The sequence below is a fragment of the Roseibium sp. M-1 genome, from assembly GCF_054515675.1.
Genome location: NZ_CM137257.1, coordinates 1,573,412 through 1,591,957, shown reverse-complemented (window position 1 = coordinate 1,591,957; position 18,546 = coordinate 1,573,412). Strand labels below are relative to the sequence as shown.

Sequence of the window (18,546 nt, the reverse complement as noted above, 5' to 3'; positions counted from 1 at the left end):
CTTTTTTGTCTCAAGGGCTTCGTAGAACCTGACCAGGAAATCGGCCGAACCCCTCCTGTTCAAAGAAATCGGACAAGACGGCAAACGGTTTCGTGCCAGCTGCAGTCGCTGACGGGCGAACGGTCAATCAGAGCACGTCGCGAAAAAGTGGTTTCCGGGTTTTCGCAAAAAAGGCGTGCGTCAAATAAGAGAAAAAGCGGGTCACTTGAATTCAATTGGACGCGACACGCTTTGTTCGTCAGGACCGCGGTCAAACGCCTTTCAGGAAACCGGCTACTGCTTCATGGGTATCCCGATCCCACAAAACAGGCGCGTGACCCTGGCCGGCAATGGTCCTGAGGCTGGCGCTCGGATGGCTTTCGATCATGCACTGCGAAGTCTGCGCGCTCAAAAGATCGGAATGTGCGCCGCGCAGAACCAGGACAGGCCGGTCCTTGAGCTTTTCGTAGAGCGGCCAGAGATCTGGAGCCGGCGCCGCATCGTCGAGGCTCGCGAACTGGTGTGCGAGGGCAGGATCGTAGTCCAGCACCACACCGCCGTCCTGTTCCGAGGCAAGCTGGCCTGCCAGCTTTAGCCAGTCCTTCGACGCGAAACCGGGAAATTGCTGGCCGAGAACATGCTCAAGGCCTGATGCCAGGGCGTCAAACGACGAATGTTTCATGTTCCGGCCAAGCGTTGCGGCGATCCGGTGGATGGCGCGCATTTCGATGTGAGGGCCGATATCGTTGAAAATGACCGCGGCCATGCGCGTTGCCGGGTAGCGCAGGCCCATCGCCAGCGCATGCAGCCCCCCGCGCGAGGTGCCGAGCAGGGCGAAGCGGTCAAGGCCGAGCGCCTCGATCGCCGCATCGATGTCTTTTTCCTCCACGGTGAGCGCATAGTTCCGCCAGTCCGGATCCCAGGCGCTCTTTCCCCGGCCGCGATAATCAAGTGCGATCACCCTGTGGCCGCGGGACTGCAGGAACGCGGCAATGTCATTGAAATCCCTTATGTTTCGGGAAAGTCCCGGCAAGCAAAGAACCGGGATCGGCGTTGTATTTCTTCCGCCATCAGGCGAGGGGACTGGCCACCACTGGCGTCCCGAAAGCAGCAATCCATCCGGACCTTGCCAGGTGAAGTCCGAAGAGGACCCGGCCGTGACTGCCGTGGTGTCTTTCAGCGCTTCCTGCGGCGCAGTTGTCATGAGTGTCTCCCGAAACGTTTCCATCTGATAATTGCTTCCCGGAAAGATAGAGGCCGGAATGGGAGACTGCCAATAGGAACGCTCCAAAGAAGGCGTTAAGTCGGTGCGAAAAGTGTCGCGCGAAGAACGCAGTCGGCTTAAGAAAAGACGAAAAGCGGCCGTTGAATGCTGCGCGAAGCATTGCTCCTTGTGCGGCAGATGAGTATGTTGCGCCTCCGTCTGAAGAGGACGGCTGCCCATGCCGGCATTGAGAAAGTCATCCAAGAGGAAACCGAAATGTTCAAAGGCTCCATTCCAGCGCTGATTACCCCGTTCAAGGACGGAGCGCTTGATGAGAAACGGTTTCAGGACTTTGTCGATTGGCAGATTGCGGAAGGCTCTTCCGGTCTGGTTCCGGTGGGAACCACGGGTGAAAGCCCGACGCTGACCCATGACGAGCACAAGCGGGTGATTGAACTTTGCGTCGAAGCGGCTGCCGGCCGTGTTCCGGTGATGGCGGGTGCCGGCTCCAACAACACGATCGAGGCGATCGACTTTGCCCAGCACGCGGAAAAGGCGGGGGCGGATGCAATCCTTCTTGTCACGCCCTATTACAACAAGCCGAACCAGGCTGGACTGAAGGCCCATTTCAAGGCGGTCAACGATGCGGTCGGTATTCCGATCTACATCTACAATATTCCCGGCCGGTCGATCATCGACATGACACCGGAAACCATGGCCGAGCTTTTTCAGACCTGCGAGAACATCAAGGGCGTGAAGGATGCGACTGCCGACATGGCCAAGGCAAGCCGTCAGCGCCACCTCTGCGGCCCGGACTTCGTCCAGTTGTCGGGCGAGGACATTTCAGCGCTGGCCTTCAATGCCCATGGCGGCGTTGGCTGCATTTCCGTCACCGCCAATGTCGCGCCGCGCCTTTGCGCGGAATTCCAGGCGGCGACGCTTGCAGGCGATTACAAGAAGGCGCTGGAGTATCAGGACCGCCTGGCACCGCTGCACCGGGCCATGTTCCTGGAGCCGAGCCCGGGCGGCGCGAAATACGCGTTGTCGCTGCTTGGCAAAATTGGCGAAGACCTGCGCCTGCCGCTGGTGCCGATTTCCGAGGCGGCCCGCGCAGAGATGCGTGCGGCCATGGCGCATGCCGGCTTGATCAACTGAACGAAGAGGACAGGGCGGATCGCGCCTGAAGGATTAAGATGGCTCCGAAAAAAGGGGACGCTCCGGGACGGACGATCATTTCCGACAACCGGAAGGCCCGGTTCAATTTCGAGATCGAGGATACGCTGGAAGCAGGGATCGAGCTGAAGGGCACGGAAGTCAAATCCCTGCGCAACGGCAAGGCGAATATCGCCGAATCCTACGCGGCCGAGTATCAGGGCGAGATCTGGATCTACAACGTCTATATTCCGGAATACCTGCAGGCCAACCGGTTCAACCACGAACCGCGCCGGCCGCGGAAACTGCTTTTGCACAAGCGCGAGATCGGCAAGCTGGCTGGAGCCGTGCAGAAGGAAGGCAAGACGATTGTACCGCTCAAGCTCTATTTCAACGACAAGGGCCGGGCCAAGCTGGAACTGGCCCTTGCGCGGGGCAAAAAGCTGCATGACAAGCGCGAGACGGAAAAGAAGCGCGACTGGCAGCGCGAGAAGTCCCGCATTATGAAGACTTTCAGCTGAGCAGGACTTTCCACAAACCGATCAAGTGACAATTGTATGACTGTGCGTAAGCTGTTGAGAGCTTGCGCATAACATGTGGATGTCCTGTGTACCGGCTGTGAGTATTAACTTCGGCTTTCAACCGCTTTTCCTGTGCAGGACCTGTGGGGCGCGCGTGCAGACCTGCTTGCCGGCGAAATGACGGCTTTTTAAGCCGTCAAACTTGTTAGTATCGCGCGCTTGCTTTCGGATATGGGGCGGGGACGGCGCGTTGTCCGGTCGACATGTACGTGGACGAAGCGCCCGTGAGCGGCGGTTTGCATGTCTTCGCCGGCAAACAGCCCGACCCGGAAAACGACAGAGCTGGAGCCGAGTTTTTCGATCCACAGACCCGCGGAAATGACCGAAGGAAAGGTGAGCTCGGCAAAGTAATGGCAGCCGGTTTCGACGACGAGGAAGATTTCTTCGCCGGCTATTGGATCAAGCAGGCCGTTTTCGATGTACCAGCGGTTTACGGCCGTATCGAAGAAGCTCAAATACTGCACATTGTTGACGTGGCCATAGATGTCCACATCCATCCACCTTGTGGGGATAAGTTGAAACGCCTTGAAATCGGACCTCATTAAAGGTTCGGGCCGCGCCGGCTGTGGATGAGCTGTGGGTGTCATAAGGCCGCCATGTAGATTGCAAGGGCATCGGCTTCACCCAAATCGCGTGGATTGTTCACCAGTAGTCGGGTCTGTTTCATGGCATCGCGCGCCAGTTTTGACACGTCTTTCTCGTCGATGCCAACCTCGCAAAGGCGTGTCTTCAGGCCAAGCCGTACGGCAAGGTCCGCCAGGCGGTCCGCGAACTGCCCGGCGCGGTCGGTTGGATCGGAAACGCTTGCGAGATCGGGAAAGGCTTCCGGCGCGATTTCGGCATAAGTCTTTGCTGCGACCGCGTTATTGAACCTGAGAACATGCGGCAGAACCAGCGCGTTGGAGAGCCCGTGCGGAACATGAAATGTGCCGCCGATAGGGTAGGCGAGGGCGTGAACCGCAGCGACAGGCGAATTGGCAAAGGCCATGCCCGCCAGCATGGAGCCGAGCAGCATGGCGCCTCTGGCATCCACGTCTCCGGGTGCCGTGACCGCCTTTTCGATATTGGCGCCGAGAAGGCGGAGCGCTTCCACCGCAAGGGTTCTGGAAACGGGATTGTTGTTGGCCGATTTGGACGCATACCCTTCGATGGCATGTACCATGGCGTCGATCCCCGTTGCGGCGGTGACCGGTGCGGGCAGCCCGAGGGTTAGCAGGGGATCGAGCACAGCAAGGTCTGGCAGGAGAAGGGGTGAAACAACACCGCGTTTTTCTTCCTCTCCCACGGTGATGATCGAGATCGGTGTCACCTCCGACCCGGTACCGGCGGTCGTCGGGATCAGGATCAGCGGCAGGCGCGGTCCCCTTGCGTTACCGACACCCCAGGCTTCGTCCAGGTCTTCGCCGCTTCCCAGAAGCAGGGCAACGAGCTTGGCGACATCGAGCGACGAGCCACCACCGAAACCGACGATGGAGGTCGCTCCATGGGCTTTTGCCGCCTCGACGGCAGCATCGACCAGTGACCGCGGCGGGTCTGCAACCACGTCCGTAAAGCGCGCGAGTGCGCGTCCGGACCCCGTCAGCGAAGCTTCACAAGCGTCCTGGAGACCGAGCGAAATTATGCCCGGATCGGTCACCAGAAACGGCCGATCCCCGAGGAAAGGGGCCGCATGGTCCGCAAGCCTCGCCGCCGAGCCGTTCTCGAACACGATCCTCTGGCTGGTATTGAAGGTGAAAGCCCCGATCATTCTTCCTCCCGATGTATTGGACCCCGTTTTTTGGGGGGCCTTTTGTCCGGCTCAGATTGCCCGCAAACGGTGGCGTCCGTCGAGGGGAGAGTGATCAGACTTTTGCAGGAGGCGCGTCAGGCGTGCATCTTGGCCCCCTTGGAGATCTTGTCCGCAACCTTCTTGTCCGCGTGAAAGGCCATGCCGACGACCCGGCCGTCTTCCGGCGAAAACCGCGAAAACACTTCCCGGTTGGCACTGTCGTGGCCGGTCGCGAACATCTCCTCGATATAGAGGCTGGCGGGAATGTCCCGCTCCAGCGCACGCTTGCGGGCCTTGGCAAGGATATCGGCATCGGCACTCAGGACGATGATCGGCTGCACGCTCATCGCGTGATAGACATTGCCGGCTGCATCGCGATAGGGTTCGCCGATCATCTCGGGCTTTGCCGCTGCGACGCCTGTCGCCAGAAAGGCGGTTACATTCAGCTTCTGCCAGATGGCAAGATCTTCGCGGACGATAACGACGAATTTGGTTTCGAACATGACTTTCAACTCCATGCGGGGATTTCAAAGGGAAAGGGAAGAGGCTGGGATAGCCGGGCATGGCACCGGCGGTCTTGAACGTTTGTGCAAGCCCGACCGGGACGGGATACTGGTCGGGCCATCGGAAGACGGTATCGAGCGCATCGAAGCCCGGTTTCGCGGCAACGGCTTCGCGCCGCACCGTCACGACACCTACGCCATCGGCCTGACCATCAGCGGTGTTCAGACCTTCAACTATCGCGGCGAGCAGCGTGCGTCGCTTCCAGGGCAGGTCATCGTTATCCACCCGGACGAAGTGCATGACGGCGGCGCGGGCACGGAACGCGGGCTGCGCTACAGGATGATCTACGTGCCGCCGGAGATGATCGGCGAAGCTCTCGCGGGCGTTGGTTCCCCCGGTCTGCCGTTCCTGCCGACGCCGGTCATTTCCGATCCGGAATTTCAGAGGGATCTGAGGGACGCGCTTGGTGACATGGACAAGGGGCTGGGCGCATTCCGGCGCGATTGCCTGGTGGCGGATCTCGCCGCCTGCCTCGACCGGCATTCGGACAACCGGACATCGCGGAAAAGCGCGCTGAACTGGCCGGTACTCAAGGCCTGCGGACGCCTGTTGCGCGAAGCCTGCAGCGAAGCTGTGAAGATGGAAGAGCTGGAAGACCTGGCGGGGATGGACCGGTTCACGCTCGCCCGTCAGTTCCGGTCCGCATTCGGCACCAGCCCGCATCGCTACCTTGTGATGAGGCGTCTGGAGCGGGCAAAGGCGGCGCTGGGGCAGGGGGCGGCGTTGGCCGATGCTGCCCATGCCAGCGGCTTTGCCGACCAGAGCCACATGACGCGGCATTTCAAGCGGGCCTTTGGCATGACGCCCGGACACTGGCGGCAGTTGTGCGCCGCCAGTTCAATTCAATCCTGAAACGATCAAACCTAGAGCTTCGCCGGCCCGAACTTGTTCGACCGCGGGAAACCGGTCGGCGGCAGGCGGCCGGCCTGGCCGCGTTCGCCCCGCCAGTCGGCGAGCTCGTCCATGGAACGGGTGAAGCTGCGGCCGGAGCTGTCGGTCCAGGTCAGGCCATCCTCGCCCTTGAAGACACGGATATCGGAAATGTTGCCGTCCCGGTAGCGCTGCAGCCTGACACCGCGACCACGGCTCATCTGCGGGATCTGCGCCATCGGGAAGACCAGCAGCTTGCGGTTCTCGCCGATGATCGCCACCTGATCGCCCAGGGCCTCGACGCAAAGGGATGCCTCCACAGGCGCGGTCAGGTTCAGAACCTGCTTGCCCTTGCGGGTGTTGGCGACGACGTCGTCCTCGTTGACGACAAAGCCACGGGCTTCGGTCGTTGCCAGCAGCAGATTGCGGCCGGGCTTGTAGACAAAGGCGTTGACGACGTCCTGGGCCTCGTCCATCTCCACCATCAGGCGGAGCGGTTCGCCATGACCGCGCCCGCCCGGCAGCCTGTCGGCGCCGAGAGTGAAGAACTTGCCGCCGGTGGAAAACAGCAGGATCTTGTCGGTCGTTTCCGCATGGAAGGAGAGCTTCAGCTTGTCGCCCTGCTTGAAGACGACGCTGGAGAGATCCGACTGGTGGCCCTTCATGGCCCGGATCCAGCCCTTTTCGGAAATGATGACGGTGATCGGTTCCTTTTCGATCATCGCCTGCTGGATGTCGACAATGTCGGTCTCCGGCGCTTCGGACTTGTCGGTCCGGCGTTTGCCGATTTCGGTTTCCGGACCGTAGACCTTCGAGATCTCGGCGATTTCCTTGGAGATCTTCGTCCATTGACGGGCATCGGAGCCAAGCAGCTTGGTCAGCTCGTCCTTCTCGTCCGAGAGCTTCTCATGCTCCTTGCGGATTTCGAATTCCTCAAGCTTGCGCAAGGACCGCAGGCGCATGTTGAGGATGGCTTCGGCCTGGACGTCAGTCAGCTCGAATGTTCTGATGAGCGAGGCCTTGGCATCGTCCTCCTCGCGGATGATGCGGATGACTTCGTCGAGGTTCAGATAGGCGATCAGGTAACCGGCAAGGACTTCGAGCCGATGGTTGATCTGGCCAAGCCGGTGCTCGGAACGGCGGATCAGCACTTCCTTGCGATGATCCAGCCACTCGCGCAGGACCTGCTTCAGTCCCATCACCATCGGCACCTTGCCCATGGAAAGGACGTTCATGTTCAGCGAGAACCGGTTTTCCAGGTCCGTCAGCCTGAACAGGGACTCCATTAGGATGTTGGCGTCGACATTGCGCGAGCGCGGCACCAGCACGATGCGGATGTCTTCGGCGGATTCGTCGCGCACATCGTCCAGGAGCGGCAGTTTTCGGGCGGTCAGAAGCTCGGCGATCTTTTCGATCAGCCGCGACTTCTGCACCTGGTAAGGGATTTCGGTGACGACGATGGCCCACTGGCCGCGACCCAGATCTTCCACCGCCCAGCGGGCGCGGACTCGGAAGCTGCCACGGCCGGTTTCATAGGCCTCACGGATGGAACCCTGGTCGGAGACAAGCAGACCGCCGGTCGGGAAATCCGGACCCTTGATGAACTCAAGCAGCTCCGATGTTTCCGCATTGGGGTTCTTGATCAGATGCAGGCTGGCTTCGCAAAGCTCGAAGGCATTGTGCGGCGGAATGGAGGTCGCCATGCCGACGGCGATACCGGAGGAGCCGTTGCCGAGCAGGTTCGGGAAACCGCCTGGCAGGACGATCGGTTCCTTGTCCTCGCCGTCATAGGTCTCGCGGAAGTCGATGGCATCTTCATCGAGACCATCGAGCAGCCGCTTGGCCGTGTCGGTCATGCGGGCTTCGGTGTATCGCATGGCGGCGGCATTATCGCCGTCGACATTGCCGAAGTTGCCCTGGCCATCGATCAGCGGATAGCGCTGCGCGAAATCCTGTGCGAGGCGCACGAGAGCGTCATAAACCGCCTGGTCGCCGTGCGGGTGGTACTTACCGATGACGTCGCCGACAACACGGGCGCATTTCTTGAAGCCCGCACCGGGATCGAGTTTCAAAAGACGCATGGCGTAGAGAAGGCGCCGGTGCACCGGTTTCAATCCGTCGCGCACGTCGGGCAGGGCCCGGTGCATGATGGTCGACAAGGCATAGGCCAGATAGCGCTCTTCCAGCGCATTCTTGAGATTGATGTTCTCAATGCCGCTCGGCGGCGGTGTCGTCTCTTTTCCCATATTTGCTTGCTAACCGTTTCAGGCGGAGGGTGCAATTCATCAGGGCGGGCAATCGGCCGCGAGCGGCGGATTTTCAACGGATTTCACAGCTATTGTGGGCAAATGGCACGTCTGCGCCTGGTGGGAATTCATCTCGCGGGCAAGGGCGGGCAGGTCAGTTTTCCAGGAGACCGGGAACGGACGCCCGACCAGAATATTTTCCGGGGGGCCATGCAACCAAATGGCTGCTTTTGCTTCCTCAGAAATTCCACGGAAAGTCCGCGCGATAGCGCTTCTCCAGCGCCGCCAGAAACTGAGCACGCGTGCCGCTGTCCTGAGACCCTCTTTCCTGAAGATGCCGGCCGAGAAAGAAGCTCGTCAGCTCAAAGCCCTGCGTGACGTCTTTCCAGGTGAGTTCGCTGCCTGCCTGCCGCTGGCCTTCGATCAGAAAGGCGGGCAGGGGCAGAAGTCGGTCGTGGTAGGGTTGGCCTGCCTCGCGGCTGACGGCCCGGGCTGATTTCGGCGAGACATAGGCAAGGTCCTCCCGGCTGCCGGTCGCGGCACACGAGGTAAGATCAAGGCCGATGCCGAGATCGCGCAGCAGCTCCAGTTCAAAGCGTATCAGCAGGGCTCCGGCCGTATCTGGTGTCTCCAGATGGTCCAGGACGACACTCAGGGCACTGTAGAGCTTCGGATAGGGATGACGCTCGGGCAAGAGACGCAACAGGAAGGCAAGATGCTGCAGGCCAGTCAGGCCGAGGCCGCTGGTCATCAGGTCGCCGGCCCGCAATGTTTCCGGTTCGATCTGGAACTGGCCGAGATGGTCCGAGAGGCGGGCTTTCCAGGTGAGGGCGAGTTCGTTGCCTGGCTGCAGCACTGGCCGCTGCCGCTTCGAGCGGCCGCCGCGGACAAGGCCGAGATGGCGGCCATGCTCCAGTGTCATGGCCTCCAGGATGACGTCGTTCTCGCCGTGTTTGCGGGTGGTCAGCACCACGCCGCGTCCGCTCCATTCCAAGGGCCGTATCCTCTATCCGGTCGGAGCGGCAGTCTGGCGGATTCTGGGCTCCGCGCCAATTATTTCGGGAATTCCAGCCCCATCTCCCGGTAACGCTCGGGATCGTCGCCCCAGTTTTCGCGCACCTTCACGAACAGGAACAGATGCACTGGCGCCTCGATGATCTCCGACAGCTCTTCGCGGGCTGCCTGGGAGATCGCCTTGATGGTCTGGCCGCGCTTGCCGAGTACGATGGATTTCTGACTGTCGCGCTCCACATAGATGGTCTGCTCGATCCGGGCCGAACCATCCTTGCGGCTCTCCCAGCGCTCGGTTTCCACCGTGGAAATATAGGGCAGCTCTTCGTGGAGACGCTCGAACAGTTTCTCGCGGGTGATTTCCGCCGCCAGAATGCGCAGGGGCAGGTCCGACGGCTGGTCCTCCGGGAAAAGCCAGGGACCATCGGGAACCTTGTCGGCAAAATAGTCCAGAATGGACTGTGTCCCGTCGCCGGTCAGTGCGGAGACCATGAAGGTTTCCTCAAATCGGGCGAATTCGTTGATCTTTTGCGCCAGTTGCAGCAGTTTCTCGCGCTTGGCGACATCGGTCTTGTTCAGGATCAGCACCTTGGGCGCTTTCTGACCGGATAGACGCTTGAGGATATTTTCCACTTCCTCGGTGAGGCCTTTGCGGGCATCGACCAGGAGCGCGATCAGGTCGGCGTCGCGTGCGCCGCCCCAGGCCGTGTCGACCATGGCCCTGTCGAGCCGGCGTTTGGGCTTGAAGATGCCCGGTGTATCGATGAAGACAAGCTGCGCGGCGCCATGCATGGCAACGCCGCGCACGATGGTTCGCGTCGTCTGCACCTTGTGGGTGACGATGGAAACCTTGGTGCCGACAAGCTGGTTGATCAGCGTCGACTTGCCGGCGTTCGGGGCGCCGATCAGGGCGACAAAACCCGCCTTGGTATCAGCCGGCATGGCCGCAAGCGGTTCCGGCAAGGGCATGTCGAACCGGCCCGCCGGCGCCTGGAACACGGTGTCGTCGTCGTCCGGCAGGCCGTCGTTATCGAAATCGTCGCTCAAGTTACTCTATTCCTTCCAGACGCCTTCCCGGCGCAGCACGGCTTCGGCCGCGTTCTGTTCAGCAATCCGCTTCGATCCGCCGGCGCCTTCGCCGGGGGGCAGGCCCTGGACCGTAACGGACACCGTGAAATTCGGCGCGTGGTCCGGTCCGTCCCGGCCCGTCACGTCGTAGTGCGGCGTCGGCAGGCTCTTGGACTGGGCCCATTCCTGCAGCGTGGTCTTGGCGTCCCTGAGCGGACCCGACCACGATAGCATACGCGGCTCCCAAAGGCGCTTTACAAAGCGGTCTGCCGCTTCGAAACCGCCGTCGAGATAGATCGCGGCTATGACGGATTCGCAGATATCGGCCAGAAGCGCGGTCTTCTTGCGCCCGCCTGTCTGGGCTTCGGCAAGGCCGATGCGCATGGCATCGCCGACACCCAGTTCCTGGGCGATTTCGGCGCAGGTCTCGCGCTTGACCATGTGGTTGAAGCGCCGGGCCAGCTCGCCCTCGTCGGCCTTCGGAAAGTGCTTGTGAAGCATCGAGGCGATCACCAGGCCAAGCACGCGGTCGCCCAGGAATTCCAGGCGCTGGTAACTGCCGGATACGGTCTCGGACGGGGCGAGCGCGCTGGCGTGGGTCAGCGCAACACGCAACAGCTCCAGGTCCTTGAAGTCGTATTGCAGGGCCGCTTTCAGGGCCGATACTGGGCTTTGTGTTTGTTGTTGTCGTTTCATAAAGCCTGCTTCGGGTTCAGGTCGCGAGCCGGTCAGAGCGTCCGGCCGATCCGCTCCCAGCGGACACTCCACGGCCAGGTCCAGATTTCATAGGCCGGGGTCTTGTCCTTGATGGAGAAGAACAGGATCTCCGCACGGCCCATGAAGTTCTCGAAGGGGACGTAGCCGACCTGCGACAGAAAACGGCTGTCGACGGAATTGTCGCGGTTGTCACCCATCATGAAGTAGTGACCCTCGGGAACCGTGTATTCGCGCGTGTTGTCGGATTCCCCGTTCGGGCTCAGGTCCAGCGTGTCGTAGGAGACGCCGTTCGGCAGAGTCTCGCGGTAGCGTGCCACCCGGCGCACGATGCCGGAGGAGGACTGCTCGATATAGTCGTCGATGCGCTCGCGCTTCACCGGCTCGCCGTTGATATGCAGGACGCCGTCGATCATCTGGATGCGGTCGCCGGGAAGACCTATGACGCGCTTGATATAGTCGATCGAAGTGTCGCGCGGCAGCTTGAACACGGCAACGTCGCCGCGTTCCGGCTCGCTCGCCCAGACCCGGCCAGAGAACGGTGCAAGACCGAAGGGGAAGGAATAGCGGGAGTAGCCGTAGCTGTACTTGGAGACGAAGAGATAGTCCCCGATCAGCAGCGTGTCCTCCATCGACCCGGACGGGATGTTGAAGGGTTGAAACAGAAAGGTGCGCACGATGAGGGCAAGGGCCAGCGCCTGGAGAACGACCTTGATGGTTTCTCCAAGGCCGCTTTCCTTGTCTTTTTTGTTTTCCGTCACGCTCATGTCGTCCCTTGATCCAATTGCCGGCGGGCTTGAAATCGCCACCGGTGCTCAGCGGGACTTTTAGCCGGTCATTTCTGTTGACGCAATGCGAGGAAGGCCTCAAGCCTCCGGCTTTTGGGGGGAAACCGGCCGTGGCGGTTCCGGCCAGTCCGCAGGCCAGGCTGAAATCACCACAAAGGCCTGCGCCAGCGGAAAGTCGTCCGTGATGGTAAGATCGATTCTGGCCTTGAAACCATCGGGCGTCATGGCCAGCAGCCGCTCCGCTGCGCCGCCGGTCAGGGCCATGGTGGGCTTGCCCGAAGGCAGGTTCACAACGCCCATTTCCCGCCAGGCGACACCCATGCGGATGCCGCTGCCGAGTGCCTTGGAACAGGCTTCCTTGGCTGCAAAACGCTTGGCATAGGAGGCAGCACGTTCCGCGCGCTTGTCAGACTTCGCCCGCTCGATCTCCGTATAGACCCGGTTGGTGAAGCGCTCGCCGAACCGTTCCAGCGTCTGTTCGATGCGCCGGATGTCGATCAGGTCGCTGCCGATGCCCAGGATCATGGCGCTGTTTTCCTCATTTGGCGGTCGTCCAACCGACCCGGTTCATTGCAGGAGGTAGTTGCTATCCGGCGGCACTCGGATCGGACATGCCGGTACGTTCAGGGTTCGCTGACACGGTGATGAAGGCTCAAGGTGGTCCGGACCGGCAGCGATTTCAAGCGCGTCCGTCTTCTTCCATGGTCCGGCCTGGGGCGGGAAACAACCTGTTCCCCTTGCCGGCGAGCTTGTTGCGGCGGCGGCGCTGATAGACCTCGACGCTCTTGTAGACCAGGATATAAGACACTGTCCCGACCACGAGGCCCAGGGGAACCGCGCCGATGAACATCGGCTTCAACATCGGCCAGAGCGCGTCCAGAGATTTCGCAAAGAGGCCTTCCTGGAACTGCTGGTGTACCTTATGCGGGTCGGTCTTGGGCGCCCGGCCGTGCAGGAACCATTGGCCCAGCTTGAAAGTGAAGGCCCAGATGAAGGGGAAGGTCAGCGGATTGCCGACGGACGTTCCGAGGGCGGAGGCGATCAGGTTGCCGCGCAGGAGATAGGCAAGGGCGAAGGCGGTCAGGAAATGGAAGCCGACCAGAGGAGTGCAGGATGCGAAGGCGCCGGCAGCGAAGCCGATGGCGATCGCGTGAGGTGTCGCTGTCAGACGCAGCACCCGCTTGCCGAAATACCGGGTAGATCGGGCCCAGCCATTCCGCGGCCAGACAGCAACACGCAGGCGTTCGATGCGCGTGGGCCTATTTCTGCGACGGAACAGCATGACTAAACGGTTTTCTCCGGTCTCTCTCGACTATTACCTGTCAGCTCAGTCCCCGGCTGCCCGGCTTGACCGCGGGCAGGGCGGCCAGTTCCGGCGGCAGGTTGTCCGGCTCATAGGCCGGCACCTTGTATTCGGCAAGCGCAATGACCGGAACGGAAGCGTCCGCTTCGCCGCCCGAACGGTCGATCAGACAGGCGACACCCAGAACTTCAGCACCAAGAGCTTTCAACGAGGTTACCGTTTCCCGGCTTGAAAGGCCTGTCGTGACGATATCCTCGACCACGATGACCTTGGAGCCCTGCGGCAGTTCGAAACGGCGCAGGCGGAATTCGCCGTCCTCGCGCTCCACCCACATGGCCGGGATGCCGAGATGACGGGCGGTTTCATAGCCTGGAATGAGGCCGCCGAGGGCCGGGGAAACGATGTAGTCGATGTCACCGAGGCCGGACGCCCGGATCTTGTCGGCGAGCGCCTTGCAAAGCTTTTCGGTTTTGTCCGGATACATGAACACACGCGCCTTCTGGAGGAATACCGGGCTGCGCAGTCCGGAGGTCAGAATGAAATGGCCTTCCAGAAAAGCGCCCGCCTCGCGGAATACGTCCAGGACTTCATCGCGTGTCATCTAGTCATCCTCTCAATCCGGTCCGCGCCGCCGGACCGGCAGCCGCAAACCGTCTTATCATTGACCCTGCCTAGCCGTTCACCCGGCTGACGGTGGAAACATTCGGCTTCGTGCGCAACTGGTTGATGATCCGGTTCAGATGCTTCAGGTCCCAAACCTCAAGATCGATGATCATCTGGTGAAAATCAGGCGCCTTTCGAATCATTTTGACGTTGTCGATGTTGCCGCTGTTCTCGCCGATCACCTGGGCGATGGTCGCCAGGGAGCCAGGCTCGTTGACTGCGGAAATGTTGAGCCGTGCCGGGAACCGTTCCGGGTTGTTGACGTCAATGTCCCAGCGCACATCCACCCAGCGCTCGGTTTCGTCGTCAAACTCTTTCAGGGCAGGCGACTGTATCGGATAGATGGTCAGCCCTTCCGACGGGGTCAAGATGCCGACGATCCGATCGCCTGGAACCGCGCCGCCATCGGGTGCGAATGTCACCGGAATGTCACCGGAGAGGCCCCGGATCGGCAGAGCCGGCCCTTCGCTGTTGTTAAGATCGTCGCCGGCATGCTTGTCCGCACCGAAATCGGTCGGAGGAATGCGGAACTTGAGACCGTGCCCCTGTTTCAGGCCGAACCAGCCTTCCTCAACCGGTGGTCCGGAAATCGCGACGCGTTCGTCCTGATAGTCCGGATGGGCGGATTTCAGCACCGTCTGGGCCGAAAGGTCGCCCCGTCCGACCGCCGCCAGAAGATCCGCGACGCTTGCCTGGTGGTGCAGGTCGAGGACGGCGTCTAGCAGGTCTTCCGAATAGACCTTGTCGGCCCGGGCAAAGGCGCGCTTCAGGATATGCTCGCCCAGGGCGCCATACTGCTTGCGCACGGATTCTCGCGTCGCGCGCCGGATCGCCGCGCGGGCCTTGCCGGTGACGGCAATCGCTTCCCAGGCCGGTGGCGGCGTCTGGGCGGGCGATCGGATGATCTCGACTTCGTCGCCGTTATGCAATTCGGTCACCAGCGGCATGATCTTGCCGTTGATCTTGCAGCCGACACAGGTATTGCCGACGCCGGTATGAACCGCATAGGCGAAGTCGATCGGGGTCGCGCCGCGGGGCAGGGCAATCAGCCGCCCCTTGGGCGTGAAGCAGAACACCTGGTCATGGAAGAGTTCCAGCTTGGTGTTTTCAAGGAATTCTTCCGGAGTGTCGCCCTGGGCCAGCAACTCGGTGGTACGCCGCAGCCACTCGAAGGCGCGGCAGTCTTCTGTGTGCTGGGCAATGTTGCGGCCGCCAAACTCGCCGTCCTTGTAAAGCGCATGAGCGGCAATGCCGTATTCGGCGACCCGGTCCATGGAAATGGTTCGGATCTGCAGCTCCACGCGCTGGCGCGACGGGCCGACGATGGTCGTGTGGATCGACTTGTAATCGTTCTGTTTCGGCGTCGAGATATAGTCCTTGAACCGGCCCGGAACGGTGGGCCATGTCGTATGGATGACCCCGAGCACCCGGTAGCAGGCTTCGACGGTGCCGACCGTCACGCGGAAGCCATAGAGGTCGGACAGCTGTTCGAAGCCGATCGCCTTGCGCTGCATCTTGCGGAAGATCGAATAGGGGCGTTTCTCGCGGCCTTTGACGAGTGCCGCCATGCCGCGCTCGCTCAAGCGCTCCGTCAGCGTCGTTTCGATGTCGTGGATGAGATCCCGGTTGCGTTCGCGCAGGTCGCTCAAACGGTCGGTGATGGTCTCGTAGGCTTCCGGGTTGAGCGTGTGGAAGGCAATGTCCTCCAGCTCCTCGCGCATGTCGTGCATGCCCATGCGCCCGGCGAGCGGCGCATAGATTTCCATGGTCTCTTCGGCGATGCGACCGCGCTTGTGCTCCGGCATGTGATGGAGCGTGCGCATGTTGTGCAGCCGGTCGGCGAGCTTGACCAGAAGCACGCGGACGTCGTCGGCAATCGCCAGCAGAAGCTTGCGGAAGTTCTCGGCCTGCTTGGCCTTCTGCGAGACAAGGTCGAGCCGCTTGATCTTGGTCAGGCCCTCGACCAGTTTGCCGATCTCTTCGCCGAAAAGGCTGTCGATCTCGGCGCGTGTCGCATCCGTGTCCTCGATAGTATCGTGCAGGAGGGCGACTGCAATGGTCGCGTCGTCCAGGCGCAGATCGGTCAGGATCGCGGCAACTTCAAGCGGATGGGAAAAATAGGGGTCGCCGGATGCGCGCGTCTGGGTGCCGTGCTTCTGCATGGCATAGACATAGGCCTTGTTGAGCAAGGCCTCGTCGGCATCGGGATTGTAGCGCGTAACCCGTTCGACGAGCTCGTATTGACGCATCATGGCCGCAACCGACCCTGGCAACCGGCTGAGACATCAGCTGGACAAACAAACAAAATCGCCCGAAGCGCCGGATGGTTCCGGACGCGCTTCAGACGAACTTGTGGCAAGCGATCAGACGTCGTCCGTCCGCTCCGGCGGAACGAGGCCTTCGAGGCCACGCAGAAGATCTTCCTCCGACATGCGGTCGAATTCAACCGCGCTGTCGTCGACATTGTTGACCTGCGTCATCTGATGCTGATTGGAGGACGGAACGAGCGGCACGGCATCGGCTTCCGGCTCATCCACTTCCACATATTTCTGCAGCGAGTGGATCAGGTCCTCTTTCATGTCTTCCGGGCTAACGGTCTGCTCGGCAATCTCGCGCAGCGCGACAACAGGGTTCTTGTCGTTGTCACGGTCAATGGTCAGCGGAGAACCGCTTGAGATCATGCGAGCGCGATGCGCAGCAAGCAGCACCAGCTCAAACCGGTTTTCGACCTTGTCGATGCAGTCCTCGACGGTCACGCGCGCCATTCGACGTCTCCATAGGCTTAAGGAACTTGAACGACCAGCGTATAGTGTTCGCGTTTCGAAAAAGCAACCCCTTGTCAGATATCGGAGGAAGCGGCTTTTTCCTGAACGGTCAGTCACGAAATTCGAAGAAATTTTGCCGGATTTTTGAAAACCGTACTCGCTTTTGCATTGCGGCAGTCCAATATTATAGTGTAGGCCGTTACTAGCGGCCCCTTCCAGAATCAGAAGGCCGTTTGGAAAATAAAACTATAAGCTGTCTGACGTCGCGGACTGCGTGACCCCCTAACAGCGACTATGCTTTGTCTTGAACAACGTGGGCGAGATGAGCCCGGCTGCGGGAAGCCAAGTTCATCTACACAAAAAAACAAAGACAAGCATATCACTTGGAAAGGTTTCAAATAAGATGTTTGACGCTCGGGAAAAGGTTGCTTTGTTCATTGATGGAGCCAACTTGTACTCAACTGCCAAGGCCATCGGCTTTGACATTGACTACAAGCGTTTGCTGAAAGAGTTCCAGGGACAAGCCTACCTGCTGCGCGCTTACTACTACACCGCGCTGATAGAAGATCAGGAATATTCCTCTATCCGTCCGTTGATCGATTGGCTCGACTACAATGGCTACAAGGTCATCACCAAGCCGGTGAAGGAATTTGTGGACAGTGCCGGCCGCCGCAAGGTCAAGGGCAACATGGATATCGAGCTTGCAGTGGATGCGATGGAACTGGTGGAATCCGTCGACCATGTGGTTCTGTTCTCCGGCGACGGCGACTTCCGCTCGCTGGTCGAGGCGCTTCAGCGCAAGGGCCGCAAGGTGAGCGTGGTATCGACGCTTAAAACCCAGCCGCCGATGATCGCAGACGACCTGCGGCGCCAGGCCGACCACTTCATCGACCTTGCAAACCTCGCCAACAAGATCGGCCGCGACCCGTCCGAACGTCCTGCCCGCCCCCAGGCACCGGTGCAGGCTGAAGACGACGACGAGGACGACGACTACTAAGGCGCTGCCCGGCAATGTCTGTGCCTACCGGAAATCCGGGGCAGGTCGATCCGCCCCTGGACTGCCCCGCCTGTCCGCGGCTCGTTGCCCTGCGCGAGGAGCTGAAGGCGGTTTATCCCGACTGGCACAACGCTCCCGTTCCCTCCTTTGGCGACACTGCGCCGCGCCTTCTGGTGATCGGCCTCGCACCGGGAATGAAGGGAGCAAATTGCACGGGGCGGCCCTTTACCGGCGATTATGCCGGCGACCTTCTCTACAAGACCATGATCGATTTCGGCTTTGCGAAAGGTACCTATCTGGCGCGGCCGGATGATGGATTGACCCTGCAGGACGCGATGATCACCAACGCGGTGCGTTGCCTGCCGCCGCAAAACAAACCGACAGGGGCGGAGATCAAGACCTGCCGGCCCTATCTGTTGTCGACACTCGCGGCCAACCCGTCCATTCGTGCCGTACTGGCTCTCGGCCGCATTGCCCACGAAACGTTCCTGACAGCGCTTGACCAGCGCCGGGCATCATTTTCCTTTGCCCATGGCGCTCGCCACGACCTGCCGGGCACGAACCTGACCCTGTTCGACAGCTACCACTGCTCGAGATACAACACCAATACCGGGCGCCTGACCGAGGATATGTTCCGGTCCGTGTTCGAAAAGATCCGTACGCATATTCCGTGATCGGAACAGTGAACTGCGCCAGTTGACGGGCAAATCTCATTTTGCGGATCAGAGCCGCCTTCTCCGCCTCATCTTGAGGAAGCGCAAAGCGCTGTCTCGAAGGATGGGCCGCTTGCTTGGCAACCTGTTGCCCATCCTTCGAAACGGACCTGAAGGCCCTCCTCAGGATGAGGCTCAGGGAAGCGCAACTTCTCAGTTT

General features: G+C 60.8%; 19 protein-coding genes. 5 read left to right on the top strand and 14 right to left on the bottom strand.

Annotation, left to right across the window (positions count from 1 at the left end):
- Positions 1–250: 250 nt before the first annotated feature.
- The gene (locus ACX3M4_RS07280; protein WP_459357917.1) at positions 251–1,183 is read right to left on the bottom strand and encodes an alpha/beta fold hydrolase; all 933 of its coding nucleotides are present in this window, start codon (positions 1,181–1,183) and stop codon (positions 251–253) included.
- A gap of 276 nt (positions 1,184–1,459) precedes the next feature.
- On the opposite strand from ACX3M4_RS07280, the gene dapA reads away from it, so the two are divergent.
- Positions 1,460–2,338 carry a 4-hydroxy-tetrahydrodipicolinate synthase gene (gene dapA, locus ACX3M4_RS07275; RefSeq protein WP_459357916.1) on the top strand — a complete coding sequence of 293 codons (879 nt, stop codon included), beginning with the start codon at positions 1,460–1,462 and terminating at the stop codon, positions 2,336–2,338.
- 38 nt (positions 2,339–2,376) lie between these two features.
- Positions 2,377–2,856 carry an SsrA-binding protein SmpB gene (gene smpB, locus ACX3M4_RS07270; RefSeq protein WP_459357915.1) on the top strand — a complete coding sequence of 160 codons (480 nt, stop codon included), beginning with the start codon at positions 2,377–2,379 and terminating at the stop codon, positions 2,854–2,856.
- Between the two features lie 188 nt (positions 2,857–3,044).
- Here the strand turns inward: smpB and ACX3M4_RS07265 are convergent, their stop codons facing one another.
- From ACX3M4_RS07265 to ACX3M4_RS07255, 3 genes are all read right to left on the bottom strand, one after another.
- Positions 3,045–3,458, bottom strand: a complete 414-nt coding sequence (locus ACX3M4_RS07265; RefSeq protein WP_459359387.1) for an acyl-CoA thioesterase — start codon at positions 3,456–3,458, stop codon at positions 3,045–3,047.
- Positions 3,459–3,499: 41 nt separating this feature from the next.
- Positions 3,500–4,663, bottom strand: a complete 1,164-nt coding sequence (locus tag ACX3M4_RS07260; RefSeq protein ID WP_459357914.1) for an iron-containing alcohol dehydrogenase — start codon at positions 4,661–4,663, stop codon at positions 3,500–3,502.
- Positions 4,664–4,779: 116 nt separating this feature from the next.
- On the bottom strand, positions 4,780–5,187 hold the full coding sequence (locus ACX3M4_RS07255; protein ID WP_459357913.1) for a DUF2000 family protein: 408 nt from the start codon (positions 5,185–5,187) through the stop codon (positions 4,780–4,782).
- Between ACX3M4_RS07255 and ACX3M4_RS07250 the strand changes: the two genes are divergently transcribed.
- The gene (locus ACX3M4_RS07250; protein WP_459357912.1) at positions 5,186–6,100 is read left to right on the top strand and encodes an AraC family transcriptional regulator; all 915 of its coding nucleotides are present in this window, start codon (positions 5,186–5,188) and stop codon (positions 6,098–6,100) included. The two genes, ACX3M4_RS07255 and ACX3M4_RS07250, sit on opposite strands and share 2 nt — an antisense overlap.
- A gap of 11 nt (positions 6,101–6,111) precedes the next feature.
- Here ACX3M4_RS07250 and parC read toward each other — a convergent pair whose 3' ends face one another.
- From parC to rpoZ, 10 genes are all read right to left on the bottom strand, one after another.
- Positions 6,112–8,364 (bottom strand): DNA topoisomerase IV subunit A, encoded by a 2,253-nt coding sequence (gene parC, locus ACX3M4_RS07245; protein WP_459357911.1) that lies wholly within the window; start codon positions 8,362–8,364, stop codon positions 6,112–6,114.
- 238 nt (positions 8,365–8,602) lie between these two features.
- Positions 8,603–9,358 (bottom strand): DNA repair protein RecO, encoded by a 756-nt coding sequence (recO, locus tag ACX3M4_RS07240; protein WP_459357910.1) that lies wholly within the window; start codon positions 9,356–9,358, stop codon positions 8,603–8,605.
- 59 nt (positions 9,359–9,417) lie between these two features.
- Positions 9,418–10,344 (bottom strand): GTPase Era, encoded by a 927-nt coding sequence (era, locus tag ACX3M4_RS07235; RefSeq protein ID WP_459359386.1) that lies wholly within the window; start codon positions 10,342–10,344, stop codon positions 9,418–9,420.
- Between the two features lie 84 nt (positions 10,345–10,428).
- Positions 10,429–11,139, bottom strand: a complete 711-nt coding sequence (gene rnc / locus ACX3M4_RS07230; protein WP_459357909.1) for a ribonuclease III — start codon at positions 11,137–11,139, stop codon at positions 10,429–10,431.
- A 32-nt stretch (positions 11,140–11,171) separates the two neighbouring features.
- Positions 11,172–11,924: a signal peptidase I gene (gene lepB, locus ACX3M4_RS07225; RefSeq protein ID WP_459357908.1), complete on the bottom strand. Its 753-nt coding sequence runs from the start codon at positions 11,922–11,924 to the stop codon at positions 11,172–11,174.
- Positions 11,925–12,023: 99 nt separating this feature from the next.
- Positions 12,024–12,470, bottom strand: a complete 447-nt coding sequence (acpS, locus tag ACX3M4_RS07220; RefSeq protein ID WP_459357907.1) for a holo-ACP synthase — start codon at positions 12,468–12,470, stop codon at positions 12,024–12,026.
- Positions 12,471–12,624: 154 nt separating this feature from the next.
- Entirely contained in the window at positions 12,625–13,227 is a 603-nt protein-coding gene (locus ACX3M4_RS07215; RefSeq protein ID WP_459357906.1) for a DUF2062 domain-containing protein, read from the bottom strand.
- A gap of 40 nt (positions 13,228–13,267) precedes the next feature.
- Positions 13,268–13,849: an orotate phosphoribosyltransferase gene (pyrE, locus tag ACX3M4_RS07210; RefSeq protein WP_459357905.1), complete on the bottom strand. Its 582-nt coding sequence runs from the start codon at positions 13,847–13,849 to the stop codon at positions 13,268–13,270.
- A gap of 70 nt (positions 13,850–13,919) precedes the next feature.
- Entirely contained in the window at positions 13,920–16,163 is a 2,244-nt protein-coding gene (locus ACX3M4_RS07205; protein WP_459357904.1) for a RelA/SpoT family protein, read from the bottom strand.
- Positions 16,164–16,274: 111 nt separating this feature from the next.
- A complete protein-coding gene (gene rpoZ, locus ACX3M4_RS07200; RefSeq protein ID WP_459357903.1) occupies positions 16,275–16,676 on the bottom strand; it encodes a DNA-directed RNA polymerase subunit omega in 402 nt (133 codons plus the stop codon).
- A gap of 403 nt (positions 16,677–17,079) precedes the next feature.
- On the opposite strand from rpoZ, the gene ACX3M4_RS07195 reads away from it, so the two are divergent.
- Both ACX3M4_RS07195 and ACX3M4_RS07190 read left to right on the top strand, forming a co-directional pair.
- Positions 17,080–17,673 carry a LabA-like NYN domain-containing protein gene (locus ACX3M4_RS07195; protein WP_459357902.1) on the top strand — a complete coding sequence of 198 codons (594 nt, stop codon included), beginning with the start codon at positions 17,080–17,082 and terminating at the stop codon, positions 17,671–17,673.
- A gap of 14 nt (positions 17,674–17,687) precedes the next feature.
- Entirely contained in the window at positions 17,688–18,347 is a 660-nt protein-coding gene (locus tag ACX3M4_RS07190) for a uracil-DNA glycosylase (RefSeq protein ID WP_459357901.1), read from the top strand.
- The last annotated feature ends 199 nt before the right edge of the window (positions 18,348–18,546 follow it).

Coding starts and splice junctions, on each gene's coding strand:
- lepB (WP_459357908.1), bottom strand. CDS start 11,924: ATGAGCGTGACGGAAAACAAAAAAGACAAGGAAAGCGGCCTTGGAGAA.
- era (WP_459359386.1), bottom strand. CDS start 10,344: ATGCCCTTGCCGGAACCGCTTGCGGCCATGCCGGCTGATACCAAGGCG.
- ACX3M4_RS07260 (WP_459357914.1), bottom strand. CDS start 4,663: ATGATCGGGGCTTTCACCTTCAATACCAGCCAGAGGATCGTGTTCGAG.
- ACX3M4_RS07205 (WP_459357904.1), bottom strand. CDS start 16,163: ATGATGCGTCAATACGAGCTCGTCGAACGGGTTACGCGCTACAATCCC.
- ACX3M4_RS07215 (WP_459357906.1), bottom strand. CDS start 13,227: ATGCTGTTCCGTCGCAGAAATAGGCCCACGCGCATCGAACGCCTGCGT.
- pyrE (WP_459357905.1), bottom strand. CDS start 13,849: ATGACACGCGATGAAGTCCTGGACGTATTCCGCGAGGCGGGCGCTTTT.
- ACX3M4_RS07280 (WP_459357917.1), bottom strand. CDS start 1,183: ATGACAACTGCGCCGCAGGAAGCGCTGAAAGACACCACGGCAGTCACG.
- ACX3M4_RS07255 (WP_459357913.1), bottom strand. CDS start 5,187: ATGTTCGAAACCAAATTCGTCGTTATCGTCCGCGAAGATCTTGCCATC.
- ACX3M4_RS07250 (WP_459357912.1), top strand. CDS start 5,186: ATGACTTTCAACTCCATGCGGGGATTTCAAAGGGAAAGGGAAGAGGCT.
- rnc (WP_459357909.1), bottom strand. CDS start 11,139: ATGAAACGACAACAACAAACACAAAGCCCAGTATCGGCCCTGAAAGCG.
- dapA (WP_459357916.1), top strand. CDS start 1,460: ATGTTCAAAGGCTCCATTCCAGCGCTGATTACCCCGTTCAAGGACGGA.
- smpB (WP_459357915.1), top strand. CDS start 2,377: ATGGCTCCGAAAAAAGGGGACGCTCCGGGACGGACGATCATTTCCGAC.
- ACX3M4_RS07190 (WP_459357901.1), top strand. CDS start 17,688: ATGTCTGTGCCTACCGGAAATCCGGGGCAGGTCGATCCGCCCCTGGAC.
- ACX3M4_RS07265 (WP_459359387.1), bottom strand. CDS start 3,458: ATGAGGTCCGATTTCAAGGCGTTTCAACTTATCCCCACAAGGTGGATG.
- rpoZ (WP_459357903.1), bottom strand. CDS start 16,676: ATGGCGCGCGTGACCGTCGAGGACTGCATCGACAAGGTCGAAAACCGG.
- parC (WP_459357911.1), bottom strand. CDS start 8,364: ATGGGAAAAGAGACGACACCGCCGCCGAGCGGCATTGAGAACATCAAT.
- ACX3M4_RS07195 (WP_459357902.1), top strand. CDS start 17,080: ATGTTTGACGCTCGGGAAAAGGTTGCTTTGTTCATTGATGGAGCCAAC.
- acpS (WP_459357907.1), bottom strand. CDS start 12,470: ATGATCCTGGGCATCGGCAGCGACCTGATCGACATCCGGCGCATCGAA.